This window comes from Streptomyces sp. NPDC091282, from assembly GCF_044757385.1.
Classification (GTDB): Bacteria; Actinomycetota; Actinomycetes; order Streptomycetales; family Streptomycetaceae; genus Streptomyces; species Streptomyces gramineus.
The window spans coordinates 110,950-126,402 of record NZ_JBIVUX010000004.1; the positions used below are offsets into that span (position 1 = coordinate 110,950).

At 73.8% G+C, this 15,453-nt stretch carries 13 protein-coding genes; 8 read left to right on the forward strand and 5 right to left on the reverse strand.

Annotated elements, in window-relative coordinates; all coding sequences use genetic code 11:
- Nucleotides 1-216: 216 nt before the first annotated feature.
- The 4 genes from ACIQOE_RS19555 to ACIQOE_RS19570 all read left to right on the forward strand — a co-directional run bounded on the left by ACIQOE_RS19555 (nucleotide 217) and on the right by ACIQOE_RS19570 (nucleotide 4,391).
- Complete coding sequence (locus ACIQOE_RS19555; RefSeq protein WP_401412627.1) at nucleotides 217-1,386, forward strand: Gfo/Idh/MocA family protein; 1,170 nt, start codon at nucleotides 217-219, stop codon at nucleotides 1,384-1,386.
- Nucleotides 1,383-2,312, forward strand: coding sequence for a PmoA family protein (locus ACIQOE_RS19560; protein ID WP_401412629.1), 930 nt, complete (start codon nucleotides 1,383-1,385; stop codon nucleotides 2,310-2,312). Before ACIQOE_RS19555 ends, ACIQOE_RS19560 begins: the two co-directional genes overlap by 4 nt.
- Nucleotides 2,306-3,043, forward strand: coding sequence for a cupin domain-containing protein (locus ACIQOE_RS19565; protein WP_399009644.1), 738 nt, complete (start codon nucleotides 2,306-2,308; stop codon nucleotides 3,041-3,043). The genes ACIQOE_RS19560 and ACIQOE_RS19565 overlap by 7 nt, the downstream gene beginning before the upstream one ends.
- A 175-nt stretch (nucleotides 3,044-3,218) precedes the next feature.
- The gene (locus tag ACIQOE_RS19570) at nucleotides 3,219-4,391 is read left to right on the forward strand and encodes a thiolase family protein (RefSeq protein WP_401412631.1); all 1,173 of its coding nucleotides are present in this window, start codon (nucleotides 3,219-3,221) and stop codon (nucleotides 4,389-4,391) included.
- Between the two features lie 271 nt (nucleotides 4,392-4,662).
- On the opposite strand, the gene ACIQOE_RS19575 is transcribed toward ACIQOE_RS19570, so the two are convergent.
- Entirely contained in the window at nucleotides 4,663-5,424 is a 762-nt protein-coding gene (locus tag ACIQOE_RS19575) for a TVP38/TMEM64 family protein (protein ID WP_351326907.1), read from the reverse strand.
- A gap of 333 nt (nucleotides 5,425-5,757) precedes the next feature.
- Between ACIQOE_RS19575 and tuf the strand changes: the two genes are divergently transcribed.
- Complete coding sequence (tuf, locus tag ACIQOE_RS19580; RefSeq protein WP_365553610.1) at nucleotides 5,758-6,927, forward strand: elongation factor Tu; 1,170 nt, start codon at nucleotides 5,758-5,760, stop codon at nucleotides 6,925-6,927.
- A gap of 86 nt (nucleotides 6,928-7,013) precedes the next feature.
- On the forward strand, nucleotides 7,014-7,859 hold the full coding sequence (locus ACIQOE_RS19585) for a fused MFS/spermidine synthase (RefSeq protein ID WP_365571103.1): 846 nt from the start codon (nucleotides 7,014-7,016) through the stop codon (nucleotides 7,857-7,859).
- Here the strand turns inward: ACIQOE_RS19585 and ACIQOE_RS19590 are convergent.
- Nucleotides 7,821-9,131 (reverse strand): MFS transporter, encoded by a 1,311-nt coding sequence (locus ACIQOE_RS19590; protein ID WP_351326902.1) that lies wholly within the window; start codon nucleotides 9,129-9,131, stop codon nucleotides 7,821-7,823. The genes ACIQOE_RS19585 and ACIQOE_RS19590 overlap by 39 nt on opposite strands.
- Nucleotides 9,132-9,200: 69 nt before the next feature.
- Nucleotides 9,201-10,199, reverse strand: a complete 999-nt coding sequence (locus ACIQOE_RS19595; RefSeq protein ID WP_365553616.1) for a hypothetical protein — start codon at nucleotides 10,197-10,199, stop codon at nucleotides 9,201-9,203.
- A gap of 156 nt (nucleotides 10,200-10,355) precedes the next feature.
- Between ACIQOE_RS19595 and ACIQOE_RS19600 the strand changes: the two genes are divergently transcribed.
- Nucleotides 10,356-10,793: a DUF4442 domain-containing protein gene (locus ACIQOE_RS19600; protein ID WP_351326999.1), complete on the forward strand. Its 438-nt coding sequence runs from the start codon at nucleotides 10,356-10,358 to the stop codon at nucleotides 10,791-10,793.
- Between the two features lie 28 nt (nucleotides 10,794-10,821).
- Here the strand turns inward: ACIQOE_RS19600 and ACIQOE_RS19605 are convergent, their stop codons facing one another.
- Both ACIQOE_RS19605 and galU read right to left on the reverse strand, forming a co-directional pair.
- Entirely contained in the window at nucleotides 10,822-11,658 is an 837-nt protein-coding gene (locus tag ACIQOE_RS19605; RefSeq protein ID WP_363015029.1) for an alpha/beta hydrolase, read from the reverse strand.
- Nucleotides 11,659-11,891: 233 nt separating this feature from the next.
- On the reverse strand, nucleotides 11,892-12,830 hold the full coding sequence (gene galU, locus ACIQOE_RS19610) for a UTP--glucose-1-phosphate uridylyltransferase GalU (RefSeq protein WP_399009653.1): 939 nt from the start codon (nucleotides 12,828-12,830) through the stop codon (nucleotides 11,892-11,894).
- Nucleotides 12,831-13,244: 414 nt separating this feature from the next.
- On the opposite strand from galU, the gene ACIQOE_RS19615 reads away from it, so the two are divergent.
- Entirely contained in the window at nucleotides 13,245-15,077 is a 1,833-nt protein-coding gene (locus ACIQOE_RS19615) for an RICIN domain-containing protein (RefSeq protein ID WP_401412636.1), read from the forward strand.
- Nucleotides 15,078-15,453 lie beyond the last annotated feature (376 nt).

A 15,453-nucleotide genomic window follows, 5' to 3' on the forward strand; every position in this document is an offset into this window, starting at 1 on the left:
GTGTGCAACGGCAGCGTAGCGGGCGGCGACGGCGGCGCGGACACAGGGGTTCGGCGGGCGGGCGGACGCGCGGGGGTGTTGACCGGCCCGGCCACCGGCGCTTACGTTTCCCCAGGAGAAAGCGCTTGCTCCGCACATCGGGGTGCGGGTGTGGCGCACGCAGGGCGACGGTTCGCGCCCATCGTCGGTCCCACCCGAGGAGTGCTGATCACGTCCATGCCTCGCACGCCCAACGCCCCCTCGACCGTCTCCTCGCCGTTCGTCGGCCGCCGGATCCGGGGCGCCGTCGTCGGCGCCGGTGCCATCGGGCGCGGCTCGCACCTGCCCGCGCTCGCCCGGCTGGCCGCGGAGGGCGAGACCGAGGTCGTCGCCGCCGTCGACATCGATGCCGAGGCCGTCGAGGCGTTCCGCGCCGAGGCCGGCATCCCGCACGCCTACACGGACCTGGACCGGATGCTCGCCGAGCAGCGGCCCGACCTGGTCACCATCTGCACCCCGCCGACCCTGCACCGGGACCAGACGCTGGCCGCGCTGCGGGCCGGCGCCTGGGTGTGGTGCGAGAAGCCGCCGGTGCCCTCGCTCGCGGACTTCGACGCGATCGAGGCGGCGGAGGGCACCGACGGGGGGCCGTACGCCTCGATCGTCTTCCAGCACCGGTTCGGCTCCGCCGCCACCCACGTGCGGCGGCTGCTGGCGCGGGGTGCGCTGGGCCGGCCGCTGGTCGCGCACTGCCAGACCACCTGGTACCGGGACACCGCGTACTACGCCGTGCCCTGGCGGGGCCGCTGGGCGACCGAGGGCGGCGGCCCGGCGATGGGCCACGGCATCCATCAGATGGACCTCCTCCTCGACCTGCTCGGGCCGTGGAGCGAGGTGCGGGGCATGGCCGCCCGGCTGGTGCACGACGTGGAGACCGAGGACGTGTCCACCGCTCTGGTCCGGTTCGGCAACGGCGCCCTGGCGACCGTCGTCAACAGCGTGCTCAGCCCCGACGAGGTCAGCCGCATCCGTATCGACTGCGAGCGCGCCACCGTCGAACTGACCCACCTCTACGGCCACTCCAACGCGGACTGGCGCATCACCCCGGCCCCGGGCGTGCCCGCCGGCGAGGCGGCGGCCTGGCAGGACTTCGGCCCGGACGTGCCCAGTTCGCACCTGGCCCAGCTGCGCGAGCTGATCGCCTCGATGCGGGCGGGGGAGCGGCCGCGCAGCAGCGGCGCCGACGGACGCACCAGCCTGGAGCTGATCACCGCGCTGTACAGGTCGGCGTTCACCGACACCACCGTACGTGCGGGCGAGATCGGTCCCGGCGATCCCTATTACACGGCCCTGCACGGCGGTGCCGCGGGCTGGGCGCCCGGCGAGCGCGAGGAGGTGCCCGCGTGAGCGGCGGACTGCGGATCACGCACACGCACGGCGACCGGGTCACCGTGACCGAACCGGTCACCGGGGTACGGCTCTTCGTGTACGTCTACCGGCCCGAGGCGGCCTGGGAGGCCCCCAAGCCGTATCTGCACCCGGTCCGCACCCTGTCCGGGAACGTCGTCACCGACTACCGGCCCAACGACCACCGCTGGCACAAGGGGCTGTCCCTGACCGCCTCGCACCTGTCCGGCGCGAACCTGTGGGGCGGCAACTCCTATGTCCACGGCGAGGGTTACCTCGTCCTGCCGGAGCGGGTCGGATCGATGCGGCACGCCGGCTTCGACGAACTGTCCGCGGCGGACGGCCGGCTGACCGTCGCGGAGCGGCTGACCTGGCATCCGTACGACGGGACGCAGTGGGCGCGGGAGCGGCGGCGCATCGAGGTCCAGGACGTCGACCTCGAATCCGGCGTGTGGACGCTGACCTGGTCCAGCGCCGTCACCAACGTCCGCGACCAGCCGCTCCGGTTCGGCAGCCCGACCACCGCGGGACGCGAACGGGCGGGCTACACCGGCCTGTTCTGGCGCGGCCCGCGGGCCTTCCGGGACGGCAGGATCATCGGCCCCGACGGGGAGGGGCCGGAGCTGATGGGCTCCCAGTCGTCCTGGCTCGCGCTGTCCGGCGAGCACGACGGCGCCGACGGCCATGCCACCGTCGTCTTCGAGCACGCCCCGGAGAACGACCAGTCGGGCGCGGGCGGCACCCATCCGGCGCACTGGTTCGTGCGCAACGACCCGTTCGCCGGCATCGCCCCCTCCTGGGCCTTCCACGACGAGCTCGAACTGGCTCCGGGCGACACCCTCCGGCGCCGCTACCGGGTCGTCGTCGCGGACGGCGCCTGGGAACGCGCGGACATCGCCGCCTACCTCGCGGACCATCCGTGGTGAGCGGCGGGGCGTCCGGGTTCGCGGGGCTTCCGGGCGGGGTCGCGGTCTCGCACCTGTGCGTGTACGACTGGCCGGCGGCGGACGGGGTGCGCGGCGGGACCCCGCATCTGCACCTGGTCTGCTCGGAGGGGTACGTGGTCACCGGCGGCCGGGGTGCGGTGCAGACGCTCACCGCCTCCGGGTACCGGGTCACGCCGCTCACGGCCGGCACGGTCGCCTGGTTCACGCCGGGCACCGTGCACCGCCTCGTCAACGAGGACGGTCTCCGCATCACCGTGCTGATGCAGAACGGCGGCCTCCCGGAGGCCGGGGACGCGGTGCTGACGCTGCCGCCGCGCCACCTCGCCGACCCGGAGGCGTACGCCGCGGCGACCACCGTTCCGGCCGACGCGCCCGAGGCGGAACGGGAGCGGATCGTCCGCGCCCGCCGCGACCTGGCCCTGGAGGGCTACCGGGCGCTGTGCGAGGCCACCGGCCCGGAGCCGCTGGCCGCCTTCCACCGGGCCGCGGCCGCCCTCGTACGGCCCCGGCTGGCCGACTGGCGGGCCCGCTGGGAGCGCGGCGCCCGGGCGGCGGCCGAGGCCACCGGGGAGCAGCTGGACCGCCTGGGCCGGGGTGACGCCGGCCACCTCGCCGATGCCGTCGTACGGGCCGAACAGCCTGTTGAGCAGGGGCGGTTCGGCATGTGCGGGCGGCTGGAGGTGTACCGGCAGGGGCAGGAGGGACCGTAGGGGTGCGGGGCCGCGGGGCGTGGCCGGTCTTCGGACCGGTCGCGCCCCGCGGCGTGTGCGCGGGCGGGCGCCGAGGCGCCTCCGCCGGAGACGGTTGGATTTTCCTACTCACGGAGTTATGGTGAGTCCGGATTTCCTACTCACCGGTAATCGAGACTCGCGATCGAGGTCCCTGATGCGTGACGCAGTCATCGTCGAAGCCGTACGCACCCCCGTCGGGAAGGGCAAGCCGAACGGGTCCCTGGCACACGTCCACCCCGTCGAACTCCTCGCGCACACCCTGCGCACCCTCGTCGAGCGCTCGGGCGTCGACCCGGCCCTGATCGACGACGTGATCGGCGGCACCGTCGACCAGGTCGGCGAGCAGGCCATGAACACCACCCGGTACGCCGTGCTCTCCGCGGGCTTCCCGGAGACCGTCCCCGCGACCACCGTCGACCGGCAGTGCGGCTCCTCCCAGCAGGCCGTGCACTTCGCGGCGCAGGGGGTCATGTCCGGCGCCTACGACGTCGTGGTGGCCTGCGGCGTCGAGTCGATGAGCCGGGTGCCGATGTGGTCCAACGTGCCGCCCGGCAAGGACCCCTTCGGCCCCGGGGTCGCCGCCCGCTACCCGGAGGGCCTGGTCCCGCAGGGCATCAGCGCCGAACTCATCGCGGCGAAGTGGTCGATCGGCCGGGCCGAGATGGACGCGTTCGCCGTCTCCTCGCACCACAAGGCCGCGGCCGCCTGGGACGCGGGCCTCTTCGACGCCGAGGTGGCGCCGCTGGAGGGTGTGGGCCGCGACGAGTCGGTACGGCCGGGCACCACCGCCGAGATCCTCGCCGGCCTCAAGCCCGCCTACCACGACCCCGGCTTCGCCGAGCGCTTCCCGCAGATCGACTGGAGCGTCACGGCGGGCAACGCCAGCCCGGTCAACGACGGCGCCTCCGCCGTGCTGATCATGGCCGGTGAGACCGCCGAGCGGCTCGGGCTGCGGCCGCTGGCCCGCCTGCACGCGTTCGCCGTGACCGGCTCCGACCCGCTGCTGATGCTGACCGGCGTGATCCCGGCCACCGAGAAGGTGCTCCGCAAGGCCGGTCTCGGCCTCGGCGACATCGACCTCTTCGAGGTGAACGAGGCCTTCGCCAGCGTGGTGCTGGCCTGGCGGCAGGAGACCGGCGCGGACCTGGACCAGGTCAACGTGCACGGCGGGGCCATCGCGCTCGGGCATCCGCTCGGGGCGAGCGGCACCCGGCTCACCACGACCCTGGTGCACGCGATGCGCGAGCGCGGCGCCCGCTTCGGTCTCCAGACCATGTGCGAGGCGGGCGGGCTGGCCAACGCGATGATCCTGGAGGCGGTGCGGTAGGGGTCGTGCGCCGCCTGGGGTGGTGTGTCGTGCCGTCGTGGCGGGTGCGGGTTCGTCGTGGCTTGTCGCGCAGTTCCCCGCGCCCCTTTGGGGCTCGGGTCGCCGGGGTGTCCTCCGGGGGAGGGTGGGGCAGGCTGCGTGGCGGCGGTGTGATTCGCCGGACGGGTCCTGGGGCCGTGCGCCGCCTGGGGTGGTGTGTCGTGCCGTCGTGCGGGTGCGGGTTCGTCGTGGCTTGTCGCGCAGTTCCCCGCGCCCCTGTCGGGGCGTGCCCTTATTTGGCGCGCAGGTGGTGGCGTTTGCGCCAGGCCACCACCGCGCCCGCCACCGCCGGCACGACGATGGCGGCGACCGAGATCAGGAAGACCGGGGACGTCGGGGTCGAGGCCCGTGCCCCGGCCACCACGTACGCGGCGACGTTCGGGATCGAACCGAGCCCGGTCGCCAGCAGGAACGGGGTGTAGCGCATGCGGGAGACGGACGCCGCGTAGTTCGCGGCCCAGAACGGCACGCCGGGGAAGAGCCGTACCGCGAGCATCGAGCGGAAGCCGTGCTCGCTGAACTGGTTGTCCGCCGCGTTCAGCAGCCGGCCGCGCAGCAGCGGGCGCAGCGCGTCCTGGCCGAGCAGGCGGCCGAGCGCGAAGGAGATCCACGCCCCGAGCAGGGTGCCGGCCATCGCCGCGCCCATCCCGAGCGCCGAGCCGAACAACGCGCCGGCCGCCAGGTTCAGGAACGGTCTCGGCACGAACGCCACCGTGACCAGGCCGTACGCCACGGCGAAGACCACCACCGCGGTGGTGCCCTCGACCTGGGGCGGCCAGCCCTGCGTCAGCAGCTTCTGCGGTTCGAAGAGCAGCACCGAGGCGCCGGCCGCCGCCAGCAGGGCGACGAGCAGGGACAGCCTGGACCACGGCGACAGCAGCACTCTCGTGCAGCGCGCGGCGAAACTCACCTGACCGGACACGGCAATGGTCAGCTCCTCGGCGGCGGCCGGGGGAACGGCCGTGGCGGTGCCAGAGCGGTTGGCATCGAGCATTCAGTGACCCTAGCCGAAGCAGATGTGTGATCGCCGTACGCTTCCTGTCCATTGGGCGAAACCGGTGCCACGGAAAACCGTTCGACGTGCGGCGACGCGTCGGCCATGATCTGCGTCATGTTCCGGTACGCCTTCCTCCTCGCAGCATCCGCAGCCGCGGATGCGCCGAAGGCTGCCGTGCCCGCTCTCCCGGCCACCGTCGACGGCGCCCGAAGCTGACCCTCCCCGGAACGTCCGGCGGACCCCGCAGGGGGAGGGTCGGCGGTCCGCCGGGGTCCCCGCGTCCCGCATCGACGAGACGCCCCACCGCAGTTCAGGCTTCGAGGTAGAGCCATGCCCAAGACGGCATACGTCCGCACCAAACCGCACCTCAACATCGGCACGATGGGCCACGTCGACCACGGCAAGACGACCCTGACCGCCGCCATCACCAAGGTCCTCGCCGACCGCGGCACCGGCACCTTCGTGCCGTTCCACCGCATCGACCGGGCCCCGGAGGAGGCCGCCCGCGGCATCACCATCAACATCGCGCACGTCGAGTACGAGACCGACACCCGGCATTACGCCCACGTGGACATGCCGGGCCACGCCGACTACGTCAAGAACATGGTCACCGGCGCCGCCCAGCTGGACGGCGCGATCCTGGTGGTCTCCGCGCTCGACGGGATCATGCCGCAGACCGCCGAACACGTGCTGCTCGCCCGGCAGGTGGGCGTCGACCACATCGTGGTCGCGCTGAACAAGGCCGACGCGGGTGACGAGGAGCTCACCGACCTCGTGGAGCTGGAGGTCCGGGACCTGCTCACCGCGCAGGGGTACGGCGGCGACGCCGTGCCCGTCGTACGGGTCTCCGGGCTCAAGGCCCTGGAGGGCGACCCGCGCTGGACGGCGTCCGTCGAGGCGCTGCTCGACGCGGTGGACACCTACGTCCCGATGCCGGAGCGGTATCTGGACGCGCCGTTCCTGCTGCCGGTGGAGAACGTCCTCACCATCACCGGGCGCGGGACCGTCGTCACCGGTGCCGTCGAGCGGGGCACCGTACGGGTCGGCGACCGGATCGAGGTGCTCGGCGCCGGCGTCGAGACGGTCGTCACCGGCCTGGAGACCTTCGGCAGGCCGATGGACGAGGCGCAGGCCGGGGACAACGTGGCGCTGCTGCTGCGCGGGGTGGCACGGGACGCGGTGCGGCGCGGGCACGTGGTGGCCGCGCCGGGCAGCGTGACGCCGGCACGGCGGTTCACGGCACGGGTGTACGTCCTCCCGGGCCGCGACGGCGGCCGTACCACCCCGGTCTCGACGGGATACCGTCCGCAGTTCTACATCCGTACCGCGGACGTGGTCGGCGTCGTCGACCTCGGCGCGGCGGCGGTCGCCCGGCCCGGTGACACCGTGGAGATGACGGTGGAGCTGGGACGGGAGGTGCCGCTGGAGGCGGGGCTCGGCTTCGCGATCCGCGAGGGCGGCCGGACCGTGGGCGCGGGGACCGTGACCGCCGTGGAGTGAGACCGCGGTGAGCGGGCGGCGCGGGCCGGTGCGGGGCCGGTCTTCCCCGTGCCTCCGGGCGGACCGGCGCATCGCACAATGGAGGCGTGAACGAAGCCATACCCGTCGTCCGGGTCACCGACCACGGCACCGCGAAGCTCATGCCCGACGTCGACCGGGCACGGGCGTGGCTGCTGACCGTCGACGGGGCGCCCCAGTCGTACGTCGATCTCGACGCGCCGACGCATCTGGAGTTCGAGTACGCCCGGCGTCTCGGATTCGTCCTCGACGCCGTGGCGGAGGCCGGGGCGCCCCTGGACGTGCTGCATCTCGGCGGGGGCGCCCTGACCCTGCCGCGGTACGTGGCGGCGACCCGGCCGGGCTCCCGGCAGGACGTCGTGGACGCCGACCGGGGGCTGCTGGACCTGGTCACCGAGCAGCTGCCGCTGCCGGACCGCGCCGGGATCGCCCTGCACGCCGCCGACGCCCGCGGCTGGCTGGAGGGCGCTCCCGGCGACTCGGCCGACGTGCTGATCGCCGACGTGTTCGGCGGGTCCCGGATCCCCGCGCACCTGACCTCGCTGGGCTACGCGCGCCAGGCCCAGCGGGTGCTGCGGGACGGCGGCGTCTATCTGGCGAACCTCGCGGACTCCGCGCCCTTCGACTTCCTGCGCTCCCAACTCGCCACGTTCGCCGCCGTGTTCGAGGAGCTGGCGGTCATCGCGGAGCCCGGCGTGCTGCGCGGGCGGCGGTTCGGGAACGCGGTCCTCGTCGCCTCGCACCGGCCCGTCGACCTGTCCGGGCCGGCCCGCCGCACCGCCGCCGACGCCTTCCCGGCGCGTGTCGAACACGGCCCCGCGCTGCGGCGGTTCATCGGCGGTGCCGCACCGGTCGCCGACGCGGACGCCGTCCCCTCACCCGAGCCCCCCGGCGGAACGTTCGGCATCGGCTGACGGCCGCGCCGCCCGTGCGGCGACCGGGACCGTGCGCCGGGTCAGGTTGCGGACGTCCGGCACCAGCAGCACCGCGGCGGTGACCGCGACCACCAGCCCCGCACAGCCCCACAGCGCCGGGCTCCGGCCGAAGGCGTCCTCCGCCGGGCCCGCCAGCGCGGTCGCCAGCGGCAGCAGGGAGACGGAGCCGAACCAGTCGTACGCCGAGACGCGGGAGAGCTTGTCCTCGGGTATCTCCTGGTGCAGCACGGTCATCCAGGAGACGCCGAAGACCTCGACCGTGGCGCCGGAGACGAACATCACCGCGTAGAGGACCGCCACCGGGACGGGCACCGCGAGCGCCGCCGAGGGCAGGGCCAGCGGGAAGATGCACAGGGTGCCGGCGAACAGCGGCCGGCGGGGCTTCCAGCGGGTCATCAGCAGGGCGCCGGCCACCGTGCCCGCCCCGAAGGCGCCCAGCGCCAGGCCCCACGGTGCCGGGCCGCCGAGGCTGTCGCGGGCGACGAGCGGGCCGTAGACCGCGTCGGCGGCGCCCACCACCGCGTTCGCGATCGAGAACTGCACGACGATGCCCCACAGCCAGGGACGGCCCTTGACCTCCCGCCAGCCCTCCCGCAGGTCGGCCACCAGTCCCTCGCCGGGCACGCGCGGCGGGACATGGCTGACGTCGAGGAACGAGCGCAGCGCCGCGGCGACGGCGAAGGCGGCCGCGTCCACCGCCAGCACCCAGCCCGGACCCACCGCCGCCACCAGGGCACCGCCGAGCGCGGCACCGCCGAGCGCCGCGCCCTGCATCGCGATCCGGAACACGGCGAAGGCGCGGCCCGCCTGCTCGCCGCTCACCGAGGACATCAGCATGCCCTCGGCGGCCGGGCTGAAGAACGCCTGGCCGGTGCCGCCGAGCGCGGTGAGCAGCATCATCTGCCAGAGCTTCGGGTCGCCCGCGAGCACCAGGACGGCGAAGGTGCCCTGGGAGAGGAAGTTCAGGGCGTTGGCCGCGACCATCACCCGGTGGCGCGGGAAGCGGTCCGCCACCGCGCCGCCGACGAGCAGGAACAGCACCAGCGGCAGCGTCCGCGCGGCGGCCACCAGACCGACGTCCCCGCCGTCGCCGCCCGCGTCCAGGACCGCGAACGCGGCGGCGATCAGCGAGCCGTTGGCGCCCAGGCTCGTCACGACCGCCGCCGCGGTCAGCAGACTGTAGTTGCGGCCCGCCCAGCCGGGTCTGCGCAGGCGGGCGGGGGTGCCGGGGGTGTCGGAGGTGGAGGTCACCGCCCGACTATCCCTGCCGCGGGTCCGGCTTGCCAAACCGGTCGGCGGGCATGTGGACCCCCGGCCGGGTCAGCCTCCGGTCGGCGTGCCGTGCAGCCGGACCGTGCTGAGGATCTTCATGATCGTCGCCGTCGGGACCTCGCCCTTGACACCCTTGGCGCCGTAGAAGTCCCAGGACACCAGGTCGCCGGCCGAGTTCTCGAAGCCGAACGTGATCGCCTTGCCGTCGCTCGCGCACTTGCCCTTCTGCGGCGTGTCCGACGAACGCGCCCAGGCGTAGGCGCCCTTGAGACCGGAGGCGGTGGTGTAGGCGGTGGCCTTCTTGTCGTAGTCGAGGCTCTTCTTGTCCGGCTGCGTGTAGCCGCCGTACACCCACCAGGGGACCTCGCGCACGGCCGCGTCGCCGCCGCTCTTGGCGCCGCTCTCGCCCTTGGTGCCGACCCCGGCGAGGGAGGTGTCCTCGGTCCTGCCGTCCTTGTCGTCGTCGCTCGTGCACCACGTCGACTTGTACTGGGCGGCACCCGACATGGTGATGATCGGCTTGCCGTCCTTGTCCTCGAAGCCGATGGACGTCCCCGGGGTGAGCACCTCCCAGTCGGCCGGCACGTCGAAGGCCGTGCCCCACTTCGGGTTCACGACGGTCTTCCAGCCCGCGATCGTCGGCTTCTCTGTCTCCCCGCCGCGCGGGTTGTCGTCCGCCGAGGCGGAGACGGTCGGCGACGGCGCGGGCGACCGGGACGCCTGCCGGTCCTTGCCGCCGTCCGCGGTGTCGTCCTTCTTGCCGCCGAGCACCAGGAAACCGGTCACGCCGGCCGCCACCACGACCGCCGCGGCCGCGATGATCGCGACCAGCTTCGTCCGGTTGCCGCCGCCCCCGCCCTGCGGCGGCTGCGGCCCGCCGGCCTGACCCGGCTGACCCCACTGCGGCTGCTGCCCGTACCCGCCCGGCGGCGGGTACTGCTGGTAGCCGGGCTGCTGGTACGGATTCGGCTGCTGGTAACCCGGCTGCTGGTACGGGTTGCCCTGCGGGTGTTGCTCGCCCCCTGGCGGCTGCTGTTCTGGCCACATGGCTCGTAACCCTAGTGCCGCCCGGGTCCGGGGTACCCCCTCGGGACCGGTGAACGCCGTCGGGCCAGGTGGCGGCCGCCCCGGCGGCGAACACCGCACCGGCTCTGTGCAGAACTGCTACCCGTGAGTAACATGACCGTCATGAGCACAGACCAGATGTCGATCGGCGAGATGCTCGCCGCCACGGTCCCGATGGTGCGGACCCTCAACCTCGAGTACCTGGAGACGACTCCGGAGCGCGCCGTGCTGGCCCTCCCGGACCAGGGCGACTTCCACAACCACATCGGCGGCCCGCACGCGGGCGCGATGTTCACCCTCGCCGAGTCCGCGAGCGGCGCGATCGTCCTCGCCGCCTTCGGCGACCAGCTCTCGCGGGCCGTGCCGCTGGCCGTCAGCGCCGAGATCGCCTACAAGAAGGTGGCACTCGGACCGGTCACGGCGACCGCGACCCTGGGCCGCCCGATCGCCGACGTCGTCGCCGAACTCGACGAGGGCAGGCGCCCCGAGTTCCCGGTCGCCGTCGCCATCACCCGCGAGGACGGCGCCGTCACCGGGGAGATGACCGTCGTGTGGACCCTGCGTCCCAACGGCTGAGCCGGCGCCTCCCCGGTCGTCCGCCGCCTCAGTGCACGGAGGCGGCCGCGGACTGGATCACCTTCGTCACGGCCGCCGGGTCCGACACCAGCGTGAGGTGCGAACCGCCCTTGTAGAGCGTCACCTTGGACCCGGCGCGGCGCGCCATCGCCTTCTCCGAGTCGGGCGTGATGATCTGGTCGCCGGTGCTGATGAAGTACCAGGACGGGATCGTCTTCCACGCGGCGTACTTGGAGGGGGTGTTGAAGGCCACCGTGGTCGCGGCGCGCTGGGTGGCCCACAGGCCGAGCGCCTGGTCGTGGCGGACACTGCTCGCGAACTTCGTGACGAACACGTCCTGTTTCAGGTACAGCGCGGACGCCTTGGACGGCGCGTTCGCGTACGGCACCGCGTCGTACAGGTCGGCGGGCGACCCCTTGGTCAGCACCGACGTCGGGCCGCTCAGCCGCGCCGTGGTCTCGCCGACCGCGGGCGCGGCGGCGTCGACGTAGACGAGCGCCTTGACGTTGCCGACGCCCTGGGCGGCGTTGGTGATCACCGAGCCGCCGTAGGAGTGCCCGGCCAGCACGATCGGGCCCTTGATGGTCTTCAGGAAGTCCTGGACCGTCTGCGCGTCGGTCGTCAGGTTCTCCAGCGGATTGCCGATCGCGCGCACCGTGTAGCCCGCCCGGCGCAGGAGAGAGACCTCGCCGTTCCAGCTGGACGCGTCCGCCCACGCGCCGTGCACGAGGACGATCGTGGGTTTCGTCCGCTGGTCGGCCGTCTGCCCGCCGGACGCGGGGGCCGCGGACAGGGTGCCGGTGAGGGCGATCGCCACCGCCGTGAGTGTCGTCGAGAGATTCCGCCGCCGTGCGGTGGACGCCATCGGAAGCCTCCTCGTTCCAGCTTCTGCGAAGGGGACGCGTCCCGACAGGAGAAAGGGCCGGTGCGCGGATCGGAGAAGAGGTCCGCCGTACCGGTGGACACGCCCCTGGCTCTCCCCACGACGGTAGCGCCATGCCGCCGCATCAGCACCCGGGCCCGAGGGCCGCGCGGGTCCGCCCGGCGGGCCCGGAGGGCGCGGGCACACCTCGCGCGCGCACGCCCCGGGGGCCCGGTTCAGGCGGCCCGTGCGGCCTCGCCCGCCGTCAGGTCCGCCACGAACTCCTTCAGCCACGCGGTGAACCCGGGCCCCAGGTCGGGGCGTTCACAGGCGAGCCGGACCACCGTGCGCAGGTAGTCCGCCTTGTCGCCGGTGTCGTAGCGCAGTCCGTCGAAGACGACCCCGTGCACCGTGCCGTCCGCGGCGAGTTCCCGCAGCGCGTCGGTCAGCTGGATCTCGCCGCCCCGGCCCGGCGCGGTCCGCTCCAGGACGCCGAACACCGCGGGGTCGAGGACGTAGCGGCCGATGACCGCGTAGTCGCTGGGCGCGTCCTGGCGGGACGGCTTCTCCACCAGGCCGGTCACCCGCAGCACGCCTTCCTCGCCGGTGCGCTCGACGGCGGCGCATCCGTAGAGGTGGACCTGCGCCGGGTCGACCCGCATCAGCGCCACCACGCTGCCCCCGAGACGGTCGCGGACCTCCAGCATCCGGTCGAGCAGGGTCTCCCGGGCGTCGATCAGGTCGTCGCCGAGGAGTACCGCGAACGGCTGGTCGCCGACGTGGTGCCGCGCGCACAGCACCGCGTGGCCGAGGCCGAGCGGGTCGCCCTGGCGGATGTGGTGGATGTCGGCGAGCCGGGCGGGATCGCGTACCGCGTCCAGGCGCACGGTGTCGCCCTTGGCGGCGAGCGCCTGTTCCAGTTCGAAGGCGTGGTCGAAGTGGTCCTCGATGGCCCGCTTGTGCCGGCCGGTGACCATGAGGATGTCGTCGAGCCCGGCCCTGGCGGCCTCCTCGACGACGTACTGGATCGCCGGCTTGTCGACGACCGGCAGCATCTCCTTCGGGGTGGCCTTGGTCGCGGGCAGGAACCTGGTGCCCAGCCCGGCGGCCGGTACGACGGCCTTGCGGACCGGACGGGCGGCGGCGGGCGCGGGGGAGGGGTGGGGGGCGGTCATGCGGGCCATGCTGGCGCGCCGGGATGAGAGAGGGCCGAGAGGAACGTGGGAGACGGCTGTGGAAGGGCCCGTTCCGCCGCGGTCGACGCGGCCTGGGGCGAGTTGAAGATTTCGTGTGCCACCGGGTCCATGACGCGCACAACTCGGCCCGGTGGACCCGCCGAATGCAATGCGGATGCGGATACCGACGGTAACTCATCTGAATTCACCGAACCCTGAACCCGAGTCATCACGAGTTCTTGTTTCCTGAGAGACCTGTGTGCGAAGGTGAGCCTCCCCGCGGGAGGGTCCAGAGACCGGCACGGCCGTCAGCCCGGTCCTTATGGTCTCCAAAAGGTACGCACCAATCAGGCACTGCATTCCGTCAGGACGCCATTTCGACTGCCGTCCTGCGGCTCGGAAGGAAATGGTTCAGTGCAATCCCCCTACCCCCCACGCCCGCCCTACCCGCCCCGCCCCGGCGCGACCCCGGGGGAGTCCGACCGCGACCTCCTCGCCCGGCTCGCCGGAACCCCCGCGGACAGGCATCACGCCGTCGCCCTGCTGCTCACCCGGCACTGGCGCGCCACCTGCGACTACGCCGTCGTCTGCCTCGCCTGCGCCACCCCCGCCGCGCAACTGGTGGCCGGCGCCGCCTTCGAGCGGGTGCTCGGCGGGGCGGCCGGCGGCGCGGTCGGCGGCGCCCTGCGTCCGCGGCTCCTGGTGGCCGTACGGGAGACGGTCCGCGCGTGGGCCGCCGACGAAGCCATTTCCGTGGTCGTACCGGAACTGCGCAAAACCACCGGAGGCCGTGGACTCGGCGCCGCGAAGCCGGGCACCCCGGAAAGGCGGCACCTCGCGGAACGCGCTTTCCAGGCCCTTCCCGCGGCCTCTCAATGTCTCCTGTGGCACACCGAGGCCGAAGCCGAACCGATAAACATACCCGCTGGTCTGTTGGGTGTCGACGTGGCCACCGCGACAGCCGCGCTCGACCAGGCCCGAGAACAATTCAGGGCCGGTGTGGTCCGCGCCCACCGGGAACTCGCGCCCTCGAAGGAATGCCGTTTCTACAACCGCCTCCTCGACGTCCCCCTGCGCCGGGGCGGTGCCCTGCTCCCCGACGTGCAGCGGCACCTGGCCCTCTGCCGCTTCTGCCGGCACGCCGCCGAACAGCTCAGCCACTTCGACGGCGGTCTTGAGGTGCTGCTCGCCGAGACCGTGCTCGGCTGGGGTGCCCGCCGCTACCTCGACGCACGGCCCGGCCGCGGCACCGCCGAGCCCTGGCCGGCCCGCACGGTCCCCGCGTCCGCGTCCGCGTCCGCGACGGCGCCCGGCGGCCGGCACCGCACGGTGTCCGAGGGCGGCCGTCGCGGGGCCCTGCTGGCCGGGGCCGCCCTGGTCTCCCTCGCGCTGCTCGCCACCGTGCTCGTGGCCAGGAGCTGGTCCGACGACAACGGTGTCCCGCGTCCCGGCGCCACCGCCTGGGGCGCCCACGGCTCCGGCGCCACCACGCCCGGCCCCGACCGCGCACCGGCCACCGCCGGCTCGCCGTCCCCGGCCTCCGCGGGCGAGCCCGCCGAGGTCGCCCGCGGCAGGCTGCGCAGCCTCGAATCCGGGCTCTGCCTGGACGTGCGCGGCGGCCGGCCGCGGGAGGGGGCGGGCCTCGGGCTCGGCCGGTGCGCGGACACCGGCTCCCAGCAGTGGTCCTACCAGGACGACGGCATGCTGCGCAGCACCCTCGACCCCGGTCTCTGCCTGGCCGCCGACCCGGGTGCCGGCACCGTCGTGCTCTCCGGCTGCCTGGTGCACCCGGGCGAGGTGGCGTACGACCTGACCGTGCGCGGCGAGCTCCTGCTGCGCTGGGACACCGGCCGCGCGCTGACCGTGGACGGCACGAAGGTGACCGTGGCCCGGCGTGACGGATCGTTTCGGCAGCGCTGGGAGCTGGCGTCCGGCGGCGCCGCACCGGGCGCCCCGCACTCCGCACCGGCCGCACCGGCCGCACCCGAGAAGAGCGAAGGACCGCCCGCCCCGGCGTCCCCGCCGGACGCGTCGGCTCCGCCGAAGGCGCCGGAGGACGCGCGGGAGCCGTACCGCACCCGGGTCGCGCAGGTCGGTTCGCACGGCACGGTCCCGGTCGTGCCGTCCGGGCCGCCGGAGCGGGCCGAGCCCGTCGCGACGCTCACCGCGACGGCCGACGACGTGCTGGAGTCCGTCCCGGCCACGGTGACCGGCGTCCTGGACGGAGCGGCGGGCCTGCTCGGCTGACCGGGGGCACGTACCTCTCCGTCGGCCCGGTGGCGGGCGCCCCCGGCGGCCCCGGTGTCCGCCCGTGCGCGCGGGCCCGCCCCGCACGCCATGCCCGCGTGGGCGGACGGAAAACTGAACGAATGTCAATGAGCGGTCGGCGGGCGAACCCTCTCCGGCCGCTTTACTTCAAGGGTTTACAAGGATTTTCCCCGTCGTGCGTTTCACCTGAAGTAATACGCTCGGCGACAGGTTTTTGTCAGGCTTGGGTCAGGGTTGGTGCAGGCTTCGTGCAGGGCCGGGCGCCGCACGTTTCCGCTGTGCCACGATCGAGCCAGCGGACCGAAGTCATCCCGAATTTACAGAGCTGGGCGCGCCCGCACGGGGTGTTGCGCCG

Coding starts and splice junctions, on each gene's coding strand:
- tuf (WP_365553610.1), top strand. CDS start 5,758: ATGCCCAAGACGGCATACGTCCGCACCAAACCGCACCTCAACATCGGC.
- ACIQOE_RS19605 (WP_363015029.1), bottom strand. CDS start 11,658: ATGGCGTCCACCGCACGGCGGCGGAATCTCTCGACGACACTCACGGCG.
- ACIQOE_RS19555 (WP_401412627.1), top strand. CDS start 217: ATGCCTCGCACGCCCAACGCCCCCTCGACCGTCTCCTCGCCGTTCGTC.
- ACIQOE_RS19570 (WP_401412631.1), top strand. CDS start 3,219: ATGCGTGACGCAGTCATCGTCGAAGCCGTACGCACCCCCGTCGGGAAG.
- ACIQOE_RS19575 (WP_351326907.1), bottom strand. CDS start 5,424: ATGCTCGATGCCAACCGCTCTGGCACCGCCACGGCCGTTCCCCCGGCC.
- ACIQOE_RS19595 (WP_365553616.1), bottom strand. CDS start 10,199: ATGTGGCCAGAACAGCAGCCGCCAGGGGGCGAGCAACACCCGCAGGGC.
- ACIQOE_RS19600 (WP_351326999.1), top strand. CDS start 10,356: ATGTCGATCGGCGAGATGCTCGCCGCCACGGTCCCGATGGTGCGGACC.
- galU (WP_399009653.1), bottom strand. CDS start 12,830: ATGACCGCCCCCCACCCCTCCCCCGCGCCCGCCGCCGCCCGTCCGGTC.